Source organism: Lampropedia cohaerens (assembly GCF_001005215.1).
Taxonomy (GTDB): Bacteria; Pseudomonadota; Gammaproteobacteria; order Burkholderiales; family Burkholderiaceae_C; genus Lampropedia; species Lampropedia cohaerens.
Genome location: NZ_LBNQ01000003.1, coordinates 1 through 15,010 on the forward strand (window position 1 = coordinate 1; position 15,010 = coordinate 15,010).

Below are 15,010 nucleotides of genomic sequence, written 5' to 3' on the forward strand. Positions count from 1 at the left end.
GGGGCGATCCGGACTGCACCAGCGGCTGTGACAGCACGCCGGTGGACACCGTCATCAACGCGCCGGACCTGACGATAGCCAAGAGCGGGCCGACCAGCGCCACCGTGGGCCAGGCCTACGACTACACCATCACCGTGACCAACAGTGGCACGGCGGCGACGACGGCGACGGCGACGGTGAGCGACAGCGTGCCGGCAGGGCTGACGATCAACAGCGCAGCAGGCTGCACGATCTCGGGCCAGGACGTCAGCTGCGACATTGCAGCCGGACTGGCGGCCGGAGCCACGGCGAGCTTCACCATCAACGTCACGCCCGAGGCGAGCGTGAGCGGCACCACCGTGAGCAACACCGCCAGCGTCAGCGGCGGGGGCGATCCGGACTGCACCAGCGGCTGTGACAGCACGCCGGTGGACACCAGTGTCACTGCCAAGCCGATCGTGGCCAACGACGACCCACTGGGTCCGGTCGATGGAGGCGCAGGCAACCCGAATGCGGGCAACGCCTACGACAACGACACCCTGGGGGGCAACCCGGTCAACCCGAGCGAGATCACCGGCACCGTAGTCACGCCAGCGACCCCGGTGGTGCCAGGCGCGGCCGTGCCCGAACTCGAACCGAGTACAGGCATCGTCTCCGTGCCGCCAGGCACGCCAGAGGGCAGCTACACGATTGAGTACCAGATCTGTGAAGTGCTCAACCCGGGCAACTGCGACACGGCCACGGTTACCGTAGATGTTGTCGCTGCGAAGGTGAGTTACAGCAAGGTGGCGAATCTCCCTGCGGGACAGACTGAGGTAACGGTGGGTGATGTGATCACTTACACGCTGACTGCCGTGGTGGAGAACGCCTCAACGCGCGACGCGGTAACGTTGACAGATACGCTGGGAACTGGCCTGACGTTTGCGTCGGTGGTTGACGCCGGCGTGTTTGCGGTGGATACCGGTGCCGCACCTGTAGTGGTGTTCACGCTGCCAGCGGGCACGGCGCCGGGCACGTATGCGGTCAGCTACACCGCGCAGGTCAATGCCGATGCACAAGGTACCGTCAAGAATGCGGTGGTGGGCAGTGGCACGCACAGCCCAGATTGCGCGGGGGTATGTGAGACGGAAACGCCAGTGGTGGATACCACGACGCTGCGCATTGTCAAGCAGGCCGCACCGCGCGATGTGAAGGTTGGCGACCTGGTGCGCTACACCTTGCGCATCGAGAACACGGGTAACACCAACCTGGTGGATGGCACGCTGATCGATACGCCGCCTGCGGGTTTCACGTATGTGGATGGATCGCTGGTGGTGGAGGATGGCGATGGTCTGGGCCGTCTGGTCGGCACCTACCCGATTCGCGTCGATCAGTTGGACATTGCCGCTGGTGAGACGGCCACGGTGATGTATTTGCTGCGCGTGGGTGCGGGTGTGCGCCAAGGCATTCACACCAACAGTGCCTATGTCGAGCGACTCAATCAGCGTGTGTCGAACGTTGCGACTGCAGATGTGCAGCTGGTCGGAGATCCGTTGCTGGATGAAACGCTGATCATGGGGTCGGTGTTTGATGACCGTGATGGCGATGGCTGGCAAGACAGCGCACAAATGGATGATGTGCGCGTGCAGGGTGGATTTGCGCCGCAGGTCTATGTGGCCAATTCGACCACGGTGGATCGCGGCGCGGGCCCGCAACCTGAGCCGGATGCGAGCGCGCCGATGCTGCATGGCATTGCCATCGGCACGATTGCGGGGCGCCAGTCCGATGCGGATCCGCTGGAGCGCCGCCAGGTCGTGGTCAGCCAGTTGCTGACGGAGCCAAAGTTCACCGACGACTTCGTGCTGACGACCAGGCAGGGCGTGACACTGCGCATGGACGCGGAAGGCAATACCCGCATCGAGCGCGACTCGGGTGACGCAGCCAAGGGCCTGACGGCTGCCGAACCAACCGTTGAGCGTCGTGTCGCCAAGGTCGAGGGTGGCTACCGGGTGGACTATGTCATCGGCAATGCGGGCGTGGATGAGCGCGGTATCCCCGGCGTGCGCATCGCTACGGTGGAGGGCTTGCTGGTCGAAACCGATCAGTTCGGTCGCTTCCATCTGGTGGGGGTTGATGGCGGACGCTGGGAGCGCGGCCGAAACTTCATCATGAAGGTGGATCCGGCCACGCTGCCGCCTGGCAGCGAGTTCACCACCGACAACCCGCTGCTGCGTCGCATCACTCCAGGACTGCCGGTGCGCTTTGACTTCGGTGTCAAGCTTCCGTCGGGGTTGATGGAGGGCGGCCACGAGGAGGTCGAACTGCAGATGGGCACGGTGTTCTTCGCGCCGGGCAGTGCAGAAGTTCGTGAGGAATATCTGCCAGCAATCGAAGTGCTGGCAAGCAAGGTGCGTGAGTACCAGGGCGGCGAGGTGGTCATCGACGCCAACGGCGAGAACGAGGAGCTGGCCTTCGCGCGAGCCCAGGCGGTGCAGGCGGCGTTGCTGGGTATGCTCGATGAGGCCTCGGCCAGTGCGCTGCGAGTGGTCGCCCGCGGCAATGTAGATGACCCGACGTCCATGATGGTGGGCGTCGATGAAGGCGGTGCTCTACTGGGGACGGTGCTGTTCGATACGGACAAGGCAACCATCCGGCCCGAGTACCAGCCGCTGCTCGACAAGGTTGCGCAAGCGCTGGAAGAACTGGGCGGCGGCAGCATCGCCATCGTCGGTCATACCGATGTGCGTGGCTCGTACGCCTACAACACCGAGCTGGGCATGCGCCGTGCCACTGCCGTGTACGAGGCCCTTGCGCAGCGTCTGAGCCCGCAGGTGCGCGCGAAGGTGCGTGTTGACGCGACTAACGATCCCAGAGCTCCTGTCGACGGGCGCCAGTGAGGGGGGAGCACACCATGAATAAGCCCATGAAGATGAAGCTGCTTGACTACACGCTGATCAGCCTGATGGCTGGTGTGGCATCACCGATGGTGATGGCACAAGCGAGTGACAGCGCCTTGCACGGCACGACAGCGCAGGGTGGCCCTGCGCAGCTAGGTCAGGGCGATGGCGCCTCCATCGCGATCGACTGTACGGAGCAGACTTGCACCGGCGAGGAGGGATTGCTGTTTCGCCTGCGCACGCGCAGCTATGACCGGCCTGTCACGCAGGGTCTGGATGAGGGCGCTTCGTCGCAAGCGCTGCAACCTGATCGGCGTGTGACTGTGGCGGTCGAGCCTCCGGGCACTGCTGTCGCCGTCGGGAAGTGGTCCATACAGCTGCCCAACGGTGGGGTGATCTGGGCAACGGAAGATCCGAACCTCGGTCAGCCCGAGTTCAATCTTTCTGCGCCATCGCTGGTGCCTTTTGATTCCGGCGTGATCACCAAGCCTGTGCGCTTTTACGCCTACAACAATTACTCGGCATTCATCGAGCGGGTCGAAGTCCTGCTATTTCGCGCGACCGATGTGGACTTGGTCTCGCCAGTCGGCAGGGTCGAACTTCCGGTTGCCGCTGTCAGTGAAGTGGAGTGGGATGGTCGTTTGCCCGAAAATCTGCAGGCGCGCGTGGGCGACGAGTTGGTCTACATCGCCCGTATCTACGGTGAAGACGGCTCCGTTGATGAAACCTTCCCGCGGCGCTTGCAACTGGTGCGCCCGGAGGAGGAAGAGCGCAGCCGTCAGCTGCTGCGCAATGCCACGGAGCGCCAGTTTGGCACCGCGATGGATGCAGACGAGGCCGAGCGGGCCAGCCAGATCGATACCGTCTTTGGCGAAAACAGCCTGCGCCAGCAGAACATCGCCATTTATGGCTCGCGCATCCGCATCCAGGGACGCAATATTCCCGAAGCGATGAGCGTGCAGATCAATGGCCGCAGCCATCCGGTGGATCTGGAACGCAAGCTCGTGGCCGAATATCTGGTGCCCGTCGGTCAGCACCAGTTCAACGTGTTGCTCAAGGGGCGGGACGGAGAGATTGCGCACACGCTGGACATCGACGTGACGGGCAAATATGCATTTGCCGTTGCGCTGGCCGATCTGACCTTGTCGAGCAACAGCGTCACTGGTTCGATCGAGCCGCTGGCAGGCGATGATCGCTACGACGACAGTTTCCTTGCGGAGGGGCGTCTAGCCTTCTATCTGAAGGGCAAGATCAAGGGGAAATACCTCATTACCGCGCAGGCCGATACCCAGGAGCGCGAAGTCAAGGACTTGTTCAGCGGATTCTGGGACGCGGATCCGCAAGACATTTTCCGGCGTCTGGATCCGGACGCCTACTATCCTGTCTACGGGGATGATTCGACTACCTATCGTGACGTGGACACGATGGGTCGGCTCTACGTCCGTGTGGACTGGGACAAGAGCCAGGCGCTCTGGGGCAACTTTGACACCGGCATCACCGGCACCGAGTACGGCCAGTACTCGCGCTCGTTGTACGGCGGCGCGGTCAACTGGCGCAGCCGCCGCTCGACCAAGTACGGCGAAGCCGGCAGCCAAGTGCGCGCCTTTGTCTCCGAAGCACAGAGTGCGCCCGGGCACAGCGAGTTCATAGGCACCTTTGGCAGCCAGTATTACCTGAGGCACACCGACGTTCTGCCAGGCTCCGACAAGGTGGTGGTGGAAGTGCGTGACAACACCACCGGTCGTGTGGAGCATCGCATCGAGCTACTGCGCGGTGCCGATTACGAGATTGATGAGTTCCAGGGGCGCATCTTGCTGACACGGCCACTGGCGCAGGTCACGCGCGAGAACATTCCAACGCTGACCACCAACAGCCCTCTTGAAGGCTTCACGCAAGTGTTGCTGGTGGATTATGAATATATTCCCAGCGGTTTTGACCCTGACGACATCTCAGCCGGGATTCGCGGCAAACACTGGTTTGGCGACCACGTTGCCGTTGGTGGAACCTGGATTCAGGAAAACCGTGCAGGCGATGATTACTCGCTCAAAAGCGCGGATGTGACCCTGCAGGCGGGACGCGGCACCTATCTGAAGGTGGAGCACACCGAGACGGAGGCGACGAGCGCACCGATCTTCTTCTCCGACAACGGTGGCCTCAGTTTCACCGAAATCAATTCCGGCCTGGGTGCGCGTGACGGCGGTGCCACTGCGGTGGAGGCGCGTGCCAACTTCCGCGAACTGGGCCTGACGGAGCAGGACTGGTCTGCCGGTGCGTGGTGGCGCAACGTAGATTCCGGTTTTTCCATCGCGCGGATGGACACTGGTGAGGATATCGAGGAATACGGCACTGAAATGCGGGCCCAGCTTTCGCCTGAAGTGAGTGTGTACGGACGGCTCAGCCGGGCCGAGCGCGGTGCTGAGTCGCTCAGCCAGGCGCAGCTGACCGGTGAATGGCGGTTTGCCGAAAACTCCGCCTTGAGCGGAGAAATTCGCCGCATCGATGAAAAGCGCGCCAGCGGCGATGCAGCAGGAACGCTGGCGGCTGTGCAATACACCCAGCGCATAGGCAGCAACCTGGATGTATGGGTGGCCGGCCAGGTCACCGTCGACGATGACGGCGGTGCCTATGAGGACAACGACGCGGTTCGTGTCGGTGCGAAATACCTGTTTGGCGAGCTGTCCACCGTCGGCGCGGAGTACACCGCTGGCGATCGCGGCAACGCGTTGCGTGTTGACGGCGAATACCGGCTCTCGCCCGATCACAGCTTCTATGGCGCCTACACCTATTCCACCGATCGCAGCGAATACGACCCCCTGTTCAACAACAGCGTCACACCCGGCTGGACGCTGGGTCAGCGCTGGCGGCTGTCCAACCAGGTCAATCTGTTCAACGAGAGCCAGTATCTAAAGGCGCCCAATGAATCGGGCCTGGCGCATACCTTCGGGATGGATTTTTATCCTGGTCAGGGCTGGAATTACGGCTTTACCGTCCAAAACGGAGAGCTCAACCGCCACCTGGACGGTGCTTTGGTCAAGCGCCGTACGGCAAGCGTGACCGGAGGGAGAACCTCCGAAGCTACGCAGTGGCAGAGCAAGCTGGAGTGGCGCAAGGACAGCGGTGCGGAGCGCCGTGAGCAGTGGGTGCTGACCAACCGCTTGACCCACAAAGTCACCGAAAGCTTGCGCCTGGCCGGGCGCCTGAACTACTCGGAGACCGACGATGACCTGAATCCCGAAGCCGGCGCCAAGTTCATCGAAGGCAACTTCGGCTTTGCATTCAGGCCCTGGAACAGCACCCGCTACGCATTGCTGGGCAAGTTGACCTATCTGTATGACGTCTCGTCGCTCGGGCAGACGGGCACGAACGTGGCGTATTACGACCAGCGCTCCCAAATCGCCTCGCTGGAAGGCGTGTGGATGCCCGAGTCACGCTGGGAGCTGGCTACCAAGCTGATGCATCGCAGGGGCGAGGTGCGCATGGGCCGCATGAACGGCGAGTGGGCCGACTCCACCGCCAACTTCGCGGCACTGCAGGCACGCTGGGAGTTTGCCGACCAATGGCATTCGCTGGCCGAATACCGCTGGCTGGGCGTCAAGGACGGGGGCGACCGCCAGGGCTTTCTGGTGGGCATTGATCGCGATATCGGCCGTAACTTCCGCGTTGGTATCGGCTATAACTTTACTGAATTTAGCGACGATCTAACCAACTTTGATTACAACCACAAAGGGTGGTTTTTGAATTTGGTGGGGACTTACTGATCGTCTGATGGTGGAGAAATCATGGATTTATGCGGATAAGGTTAAATGGCCGGGTATGCCGGCATCTGCAAGATGTTTGAGTAAGGATTATTTCGTGTGGGGTTCTGCGTGTATGCCTCAGGCTGGCTTGCCGGATGCTTGGCCTGAAACAACAAACCAGAGCCTTCGATAATTTTTGAGTTGATTGCACATCGTAATGATGATGTTGATTGCAACTGGGGGATATGGCATGAATTCAAAGCACGCGACCAGCCAACGGAATGCTCCACATTTAACGCAGCGTTCAACCTTTGTGGCCCACCAAATGCCTGCCAAACCTGTATTGAAACAGGCCGCTGGTCATGCCATGCCATGGAAGGCCTTGCGTGCTGGCCTGGTCAACTGTGGTGTGGCTCTGTCGGGCTTGCTCGGCATAGGGGGCGTATCTGCGCCGGTGATGGCGCAGTCCGGTCCCGTATTTGTCTGCGAGCCAGGCACGGTGTATTCCATCCGCTATGCAACACGTCACATCGACAGGGTCAATGTTCCCAGTGGAACTTCGCAGATTATCGGAACGCTGCCGTCCCCGGAATTCAATGCGAACTGGAACGGAATGGGGATTCAGGCTGAAGGTGACTCTCTGTTCGCCGTGCAGCACGGTGGTTCCAATTCTGGCCGGGTGCTGCAATACAACGTTGCAACCGAGCAGTCCGTGTTCTCCCTGCCTCCAAGTGGACAGCACTTGAACGGATATCAATCAGCATTTGTGACGGGTGCAGTGAATCCGGTAAATGGTTGGTTTTACTTCACTGCGCCGAATCAGGAAATACCAGGTTATTGGCCGTGGGATCCACCGCAATTGGAGCAAGGAAGACGGCACGCGCTGTTTGCCTACAATCCGGCTTGGGGAACTACGGGGCGCCCCGTTCGGGTTGGGTATTTCGACGCATCTGGCAATAATGGTGATATTGCCTTTGATGCCATGGGCAACTTGTACGCTCTGCTGGGAAACATCGCCTGGGACGGAACCGCCCTGTACCGCATCAATGGGCCAATGCCGCAGCCAACCAGCAGCAATGTAGGGCCAAGTAACTCTAATCTGAATGCGGTCCGGCTGACCAACTATTTTACGAGCTCTCAAAATTATGGTGGGATCGCATTCGATAACGGTTTGCTGGTGCTTCAGGTGGGTACTAGTAGCGGCAATGGCGTGTCAACCTATCAGCGGGTTAATCCGGCAACCGGGCAGTTCGTAGGGGGCTCTTTTTCTGGCATCGGTGGCGTGGATCTGGCAAGTTGCCAAAATCCCAACACGATTCGGCTGCAAAAGAACCTGCCTGATGGGCGCATCGCCCCCGCCGACCAGTTCACGCTCAGCATCACAGGCGGAGGGATCACGGGTGGCAATACTGCCACCACGTCTGGTTCGGCCAGTGGGCTGCAAAGTGCCGAGGCAGGTCCTGTGATTGCACAGAGCGGAATCCAATATACGGTGAGCGAGAGCGGCCCCAACCTAGGGAACTACACCAGCAGTCTGACGTGTGTCAATGAGAGCAGTGGTCAGCCTATCGCTGTCAACGTCAATGCCGCGGGCACATCTGGTACGCTCACTCTACCTAACACGAGTGGTGGCGAGATCAATGTGTTATGCACGTTCACCAATGCTGTGCCAAGCGTAGATTTGGGTATCGAGAAGACGGTGACTCCCACTGCGGCGCAGGTTGGCGATGTGTTGACGTATACCTTAACAGTCACCAATGCTGGCCCGGCGACAGCCGTCAATGCCATTCTGACCGACCAGTTGCCCGCCGAGGGGCTGGATTGCTCTGCTGCGGTTCCTGTCTGTACCTCTAGTGGCGGCGCAGTGTGCCCAAGTGGTGCGATTGACCTTGGAGACCTGACAGGAACGGGGATTACCTTGCCCTCCATTCCAATGAGTGGAGAAATCATAGTGACGCTGCAGTGCGCGGTGACGGAGGTAGGTCCCTGACATCCGTGCGATTTGCCGTTTGTGTGGCGCTGGACCATTTTCCCCAACAAGAGGTTGGGAGATGGTCCCAATTGAATCGATTTGAACCGCCCTGGGTTTTGCGGAGGCTCCTTCACTAGAGAATGGAGCCAAGATGAGAAAGTCACCGAAGTTTTCCCCCGAGATGCGCGAGCGGGCTGTGCGCATGGTTCAAGAGCACCGCAGCGAGCATCCGTCGCAGTGGGCAGCCATTGAGTCCATCGCCGCCAAGGTGGGCTGTGTGCCGCAGACTTTTCACATACCTGGGTCAAGCAACATGAGATTGACGCTGGCCACCGCGACGGTGTGTCTACCGCCGAGGCTCGACGCATCAAGGAGCTCGAGCGCGAGAACCACGAACTGCGCAAGGCCAATGAGATTTTGAAGCTGGCCAGCGCGTTTTTGTTCAGGCGGAGCTCGACCGCCGACTGACGTGAGCTGCCATCTTGTGGGCGAACACCGCGAAGTCCACGGGGTCGAGCCGATGTGCAGGGTGCCGCAGATTGCTCCGTCGGACTACCGCAGGCATGCAGCGCGGTTGCGCGACAACCGCCTGCTCAGCCACAGGGCCCAGCGCGATGCGGTGTTGATGCCCACCATCGAGCGGATGTGGAATGACAACTTGCAAGTCTACGGCGCCGACAAGGTGTGGATGCAGATGAACCGAGAGGGTATGGTCGTTGCCCGGTGTACGGTCGAGCGCCTGATGATGCGACTGGGCCTACATGGCGTCAGGCGCGGCAAGGGGCTTCGCACTACGGTCAGTGACCCCAAGGTATCGGGCCCGCTGGAGAAGGTCAATCGGCAGTCCATGTCGAGCGACCTCATGAACTTTGGGACTCGGACTTCACCTATGTCTCGACCTGGCTGGGCTGGCAGTACGTGGCCTTCGTGGTAGACGTGTTCGCACGGCGTATCGTAGGTTGGTGCGTGAGCACATCAATGACCACGGACTTTGTCCTCGATGCGCTGGAGCGGGCGCTGTATGCCCGGCAAGCGCTTGCGGCCTGTGCAGGCATGAGTGTGCGCCTGCACCATGCCCAAACGGGCAAAACCGCTGCCAAGGCGGACTGATCAGAGCCCGGATCGGTTCTTTTTTCTGTCCAAAGGCCTTCCCGACAGAGTAGGTCGATCAATGATGGTGTTTTGCAGAGCTTCCTATGTTCATAGCAGTCGCTCGCGCCGCGAAGTAATTCGATCGTCGGGCCGTTCAGTTGGAAATAGGCTGTGTCGCGGTTATGGAAATTGATCCGTCCGCGCCAACTCGATGAACGCCTGCAGGTAATCGATGTTCAGGTCGGCCTCGCGCGCGCCCAGGTAGATGTGCTTGGCGATGCCGTGCTTGCCCAGCCGCACGGGCACGATGGGCAGCTTTTGCGCATGTTCCAGCACCAGCCACCGGGGCAGGGCTGTCACGCCGCGGCCGCTGGCGACCATCTGCAACATGATTTCCGTGGTTTCGATGGTTTTGTGGCGTTTGGGCGCCACGCCGGCGGGCAGCAGGAACTGGTTGTAGATGTCCAGCCGCTCGGGGCTGACGGGGTAACTGATCAGTACTTCATCGCTGAGCTGTTCGGGCCTGATCCAGTTGGCGTCGGCCAGTCGATGCCCGCGTGCGACGACCAGCACTTGCTCGTAGTCGAAGACGGGCTGGAACACGAGGCCGCTTTTGAACAGCGGATCGGGCGTGACCAGTAGGTCGATTTCGTACTCGAACAGCGCGCCGATACCACCGAACTGGAATTTCTGCCGTACATCCACATCCACATCCGGCCATTTCGCCAGGTAGGGCGCCACTACCTTGAGCAACCACTGGTAGCAGGGGTGACATTCCATGCCGATGCGCAGGGTGCCGCGTTCACCCTTGGCGTATTGTCGCAGGCGCTGCTCGGCCAGCTCCAGTTGCGGCAGTACGCGCTGGGCCACGTTCAGCAGGTGGTGCCCGGCCTGTGTCAGGCGCAGCTGGCGGCCGTCGCGCAGCCACAGTGCGACGCCCAGGTGCCGCTCCAGCTTCTTGATGCTATGACTCAACGCCGACTGCGTCAGGTGCAGGCTTTCGGCGGCTGCGGTCAAGGATCCCTGGCGCTGCACTTCGCGCAGTATGGCCAGATGGGAACGGTCAATCATGCACAACGTTCATCGAGTTGTGAGAAATGACCATTTTACGTCATGGATGATTGTTCCTAGCATCCACGTCTGTCTTGATTTTCAGAACCTGGATGTTAGTGATGACGACGATTCATAACCTCGGATTTCCCCGCATTGGCCGCAAGCGCGAGCTGAAGTTTGGCCTGGAAGCGTACTGGCGCGGCGAGACCTCGCGTGCGCAGCTGCTGGAGCTTGCGCAGCAATTGCGTGCGCAAAACTGGCAGTTGCAGCAGGGGCTCGACTGGGTGCCAGTTGGCGACTTCTCGCTGTACGACCAGGTGCTGGACATGAGCTTCACGCTCGGCAATCTGCCTGCGCGGGTGCGTGGCTATGAGGGCGATGCGCTGGACAATTATTTCCGTGTCGCGCGCGGGCGCTCGGCACCGTCGGCCCAGTCATGCGGCTGCAACGCGGGGGTGGCCGCTGGCGAGATGACCAAGTGGTTCGACACCAACTACCACTACATCGTGCCCGAGTTCGATGCGGACACGAACTTCTCGCTCGACGCCTCGCGTCTGATTGCGCAACTGCAGGAGGCCAAGGCCCAAGGCATCAAGGCCAAGCCGGTCATTATCGGACCGGTGACCTATCTCGGGTTGGGCAAAGCCAAGGATGGTTCGGACCGACTGCAGCTGCTGCCGCGCCTTCTGCCGGTGTACCAGCAATTGCTGCAGACGCTGGCAGACCATGGCGCGGAGTGGGTGCAGATTGATGAGCCGCTGCTGGTGACGGACTTGGATGCGCAGTGGCAGCATGCCTTCAACCTGGCCTACCATGCGCTCAAGACCGCACCCGTAAAGCTGCTGGTGGCGACGTACTTCGGCACGCTGGAGGACAACGCTTATCTGGCTGCAAATCTGCCGGTGGCAGGCTTGCACATTGATGCCCTGGGAGGGCGCGAGGCCGTGCTCAAGGTGTTGAATCTGCTGCCGCCACACAAGGTGCTGTCGCTGGGGGTCATCAGCGGCCGCAACATCTGGAAAACCGATCTGAACGCGCTACTGGACTGGCTGGAGCCACTGGCCGAACGCCTGGGTGCGCAGCTGTGGCTGGCCCCGTCATGCTCGTTGCTGCATGTGCCGGTGGATCTGGACAGCGAAGAGCGCATGGATGCCGAGATCAAGTCCTGGCTGGCGTTTGCATTGCAGAAGCTCGGCGAGCTGCAGATTCTGGCCACGGCCCTGCGTCAGGGGCGGGCGGCGGTGCAGCAAGCACTGGATGCGAACCGCGCGGCACTGCAGGCACGGCGCCAGTCGGCCCGCGTGCACAATCCGGCAGTGGCGGAGGCGGTGGCGGCCATTCGCCCCGAGATGGGCCAGCGCCGCAGTGTATTTGCCGAGCGTGCCGTCAAGCAGGCCGAGCACATGCCGTTGCCGCTGTTTCCGACCACCACCATCGGCTCCTTCCCGCAAACTGCGGAAATCCGCCAGGCGCGCCGCGACTACAAGTCAGGCGCCCTGGATGAAGCCGGCTATCAGGCCGCCATGCGCGCGGAGATCGCCCGCTGCGTGGGCGAGCAGGAGGCGCTGGGGCTGGATGTGTTGGTGCACGGCGAGGCCGAACGAAACGACATGGTTGAGTATTTTGGCGAGCAGCTCGAAGGCTACGCGTTCAGCCAGTTCGGTTGGGTGCAGTCGTATGGGTCGCGCTGCGTGAAGCCGCCCATCCTGTTCGGTGACATCCGCCGGCCCAAGGCGATGACGGTGGAGTGGATCCGCTATGCGCAAAGCCTCACCGACAAGCCGATGAAGGGCATGCTGACCGGGCCGGTGACCATTCTGAACTGGTCCTTCGTGCGTGATGACCAGCCGCGCGCACAAAGCTGCCGCCAACTGGCGCTGGCCATTCGTGAGGAGGTGCTGGATCTGGAGAAGGCTGGCGTGCGCGTGATCCAGATCGATGAGGCCGCGCTGCGCGAAGGGCTGCCCCTGCGTCGCTCGCAGTGGCAGGAATATCTGGACTGGGCGGTCGAGTGCTTTCGTATCACGGCCAATGGCGTGGCCGATGCGACGCAGATCCATACCCACATGTGCTATTCGGAGTTCAACGACATCATTGCCTCGATCGCAGCCATGGATGCGGATGTCATTACCATCGAGACGTCGCGCTCGGACATGGAACTGCTTGATGCCTTCGAGCATTTCGAATATCCCAATGCCATCGGCCCAGGCGTCTACGATATCCACTCACCCAACATCCCGACGCAGGAGCACATCGTTGCGCTCATGCGCAAGGCGGCCGAGCGCATCCCTGCAGAGCGCCTCTGGGTCAATCCGGACTGCGGCCTGAAGACGCGCCAGTGGAGCGAGGTCATCCCCGCGCTGCGCAACATGGTGGAAGCCGCCAAGACCCTGCGCGCCCAGGCTGGCAAATAGGGCCGAATGCACTGCTGCTCGCCTGGCAGCAGTGCAGCGTCCTGCATGGCGAAGTGCCTGGTACCCCGGAGTGGAATCGAACCACTATCTGACCCTTAGGAGGGGTCCGTTCTATCCATTGAACTACCGGGGCGTCAAATGCAGCGTGAAGCGGGCGATTATAGGCGCGCTGACTACGGCGGCGTGGTGTCAGCGCTGCAGCAGCAGGCGCTGACGTGCGGCACGGTATTCGGCTTCGAGCCGGTCCACCAGGGCGGCTACGCTGGTGATGGACTGAATCGCGCCAATACCCTGGCCGCAACCCCAGATATCGCGCCACGCCTTGGACGGCTTGCCATCTGCGGAGCCGAAGTTCATGCTTTTGAGGTCGCCCTCGGGCAGGTTGTCCGGATCGAGCCCCGCCGCCTCGATGCTGGGGCGCAGGTAGTTGCCGTGTACGCCAGTAAAGAAGCTGGAGTAGACGATGTCATCGGAGGTGCCATCGACAATGGCCTGTTTGTAGGCCTGCACCGCGTTGGCTTCCTCGGTGGCAATAAAGGCTGACCCGATGTAGGCAAAGTCAGCACCCATGGCCTGCGCGGCCAGAACCGCATCACCGGTGGCAATGGCGCCCGAGAGCGCCAGGGGGCCGTCGAACCAGGTGCGGATCTCCTGTACCAAGGCAAAGGGGCTCTTGAGCCCTGCATGACCGCCGGCGCCTGCGGCCACGGCGATCAGGCCATCGGCGCCTTTTTCGATGGCCTTGCGCGCAAAGGTGTTGTTGATGACATCGTGCAATACGATGCCGCCATAACTGTGCGCGGCATCGTTAATCTCCGGGCGGGCGCCCAGTGACGTGATGATGATCGGCACGCGGTACTTCACGCACAGCGCCATGTCATGCTCCAGCCGGTCGTTGCTCTTGTGCACGATCTGGTTGATGGCAAACGGGGCGGCTGGCTGCTCCGGGTGCGTGGCGTTGTGCTCGGCAATGCCCTCGGTGATCTCGATCAGCCATGGCTCCAGCAACTCGGCGCGCCGCGCATTGAGCGCAGGCACAGAGCCAACAATGCCCGCTTTGCACTGGGCCAGGACCAGCTTCGGCGTGCTGATGATGAACATCGGGGACGCAATGACTGGCAGGCGCAAGGTTGCGAGTGCGGCGGGAATGCGTGGCATGGTGTTGTCTCCTCGTTTCGGCGCGGGTGAAGCGGTGCGACCTGCCGCAACGGCACTGCGTGCGAGATGGCCGCTGGCTACAAGTTGACACCTGCAGCGGCAGATTTTGGGCATGTTCTCCTGCATCGGTCGCTTGCCGGTGTCCCCTTGGCGACCCACTGCAAGCAGTCACGATGTTTGGGTGGCCGAGCGCGGCAGGGGGCAAGTTGCAGTCAGGGGCGCCACTTGTGCAGACGGTGTGGCAAAAAGTCGTTGCTCCTCGGCGTTGTTGCACAAACGTCCCGAGTCTGTAGGCTAGCGCACCCATGACCAAGCCCGCTGCCGCCCAATACCGCACCACCAACTGGAAAGATTACAACGCAGCCCTCAAGGCCAGAGGCTCGCTCTCGGTGTGGCTGGATCGTGACATGCAATGGCACGGCCAGCCCACCGGTCGTCGCGGTCGATCACCGACGTTCAGCGATGCCGCCATCCAGTTCTGCCTGACCATCAAGGGGCTGTTCGGCCTGCCGTTGCGCCAAGTCATCGGTTTCGTGCAGAGCCTGATGCATCTGGCGGGCCTGGATGGGCCCGTGCCTGACTACAGCACGGTCTGCCGCCGTCAGAAAACGCTGACCGTGAACATACCCTATCGCCCCAGTCGTGGTGGCTTGCATCTGCTGGTCGACAGCACCGGCGTGAAGATGCTGGGCGAAGGCGAATGGAAAACGAAGAAACATGGCTCGGAAT

6 protein-coding genes, 1 tRNA gene, 2 pseudogenes and 1 other annotated feature are annotated in these 15,010 nt (G+C 61.3%); of the genes and pseudogenes, 6 read left to right on the plus strand and 3 right to left on the minus strand.

The window, feature by feature from the left end; translation table 11 throughout:
• The 4 genes and pseudogenes from AAV94_RS00020 to AAV94_RS15125 form a co-directional block, all read left to right on the plus strand.
• Positions 1–2,855 (plus strand): OmpA family protein (locus AAV94_RS00020; protein WP_046740285.1); only part of this gene is annotated, 2,855 nt, incomplete at its 5' end.
• Between the two features lie 14 nt (positions 2,856–2,869).
• Positions 2,870–6,613, plus strand: coding sequence for an RHS repeat domain-containing protein (locus AAV94_RS00025; protein ID WP_231731154.1), 3,744 nt, complete (start codon positions 2,870–2,872; stop codon positions 6,611–6,613).
• Positions 6,614–6,809: 196 nt separating this feature from the next.
• On the plus strand, positions 6,810–8,582 hold the full coding sequence (locus tag AAV94_RS14500) for a DUF11 domain-containing protein (RefSeq protein WP_084824640.1): 1,773 nt from the start codon (positions 6,810–6,812) through the stop codon (positions 8,580–8,582).
• A 133-nt stretch (positions 8,583–8,715) separates the two neighbouring features.
• Positions 8,716–9,596, plus strand: a pseudogene (locus tag AAV94_RS15125) (IS3 family transposase); the annotation flags it as partial.
• Positions 8,996–9,111 (plus strand) — a sequence feature (AL1L pseudoknot). Its footprint overlaps the pseudogene before it by 116 nt.
• Positions 9,597–9,836: 240 nt before the next feature.
• Here AAV94_RS15125 and AAV94_RS00045 read toward each other — a convergent pair.
• Entirely contained in the window at positions 9,837–10,727 is an 891-nt protein-coding gene (locus tag AAV94_RS00045) for a LysR family transcriptional regulator (protein WP_046740287.1), read from the minus strand.
• Between the two features lie 101 nt (positions 10,728–10,828).
• On the opposite strand from AAV94_RS00045, the gene metE reads away from it, so the two are divergent.
• On the plus strand, positions 10,829–13,123 hold the full coding sequence (gene metE / locus AAV94_RS00050; protein WP_046740288.1) for a 5-methyltetrahydropteroyltriglutamate--homocysteine S-methyltransferase: 2,295 nt from the start codon (positions 10,829–10,831) through the stop codon (positions 13,121–13,123).
• 58 nt (positions 13,124–13,181) lie between these two features.
• On the opposite strand, the gene AAV94_RS00055 is transcribed toward metE, so the two are convergent.
• Together AAV94_RS00055 and AAV94_RS00060 are read right to left on the minus strand one after the other, a co-directional pair.
• A tRNA-Arg gene (locus AAV94_RS00055) sits at positions 13,182–13,256 on the minus strand.
• A 56-nt stretch (positions 13,257–13,312) separates the two neighbouring features.
• Positions 13,313–14,281, minus strand: coding sequence for an NAD(P)H-dependent flavin oxidoreductase (locus AAV94_RS00060; RefSeq protein WP_046740289.1), 969 nt, complete (start codon positions 14,279–14,281; stop codon positions 13,313–13,315).
• Between the two features lie 305 nt (positions 14,282–14,586).
• On the opposite strand from AAV94_RS00060, the pseudogene AAV94_RS00065 reads away from it, so the two are divergent.
• A pseudogene (locus AAV94_RS00065) lies at positions 14,587–15,010 on the plus strand (IS5-like element ISPa35 family transposase); the annotation flags it as partial.

Excerpts from the sequence above, each read along its gene's own strand:
- AAV94_RS00025 (WP_231731154.1), top strand. The coding sequence starts at position 2,870 with ATGAATAAGCCCATGAAGATGAAGCTGCTTGACTACACGCTGATCAGC.
- AAV94_RS14500 (WP_084824640.1), top strand. The coding sequence starts at position 6,810 with ATGATGATGTTGATTGCAACTGGGGGATATGGCATGAATTCAAAGCAC.
- AAV94_RS00045 (WP_046740287.1), bottom strand. The coding sequence starts at position 10,727 with ATGATTGACCGTTCCCATCTGGCCATACTGCGCGAAGTGCAGCGCCAG.
- metE (WP_046740288.1), top strand. The coding sequence starts at position 10,829 with ATGACGACGATTCATAACCTCGGATTTCCCCGCATTGGCCGCAAGCGC.
- AAV94_RS00060 (WP_046740289.1), bottom strand. The coding sequence starts at position 14,281 with ATGCCACGCATTCCCGCCGCACTCGCAACCTTGCGCCTGCCAGTCATT.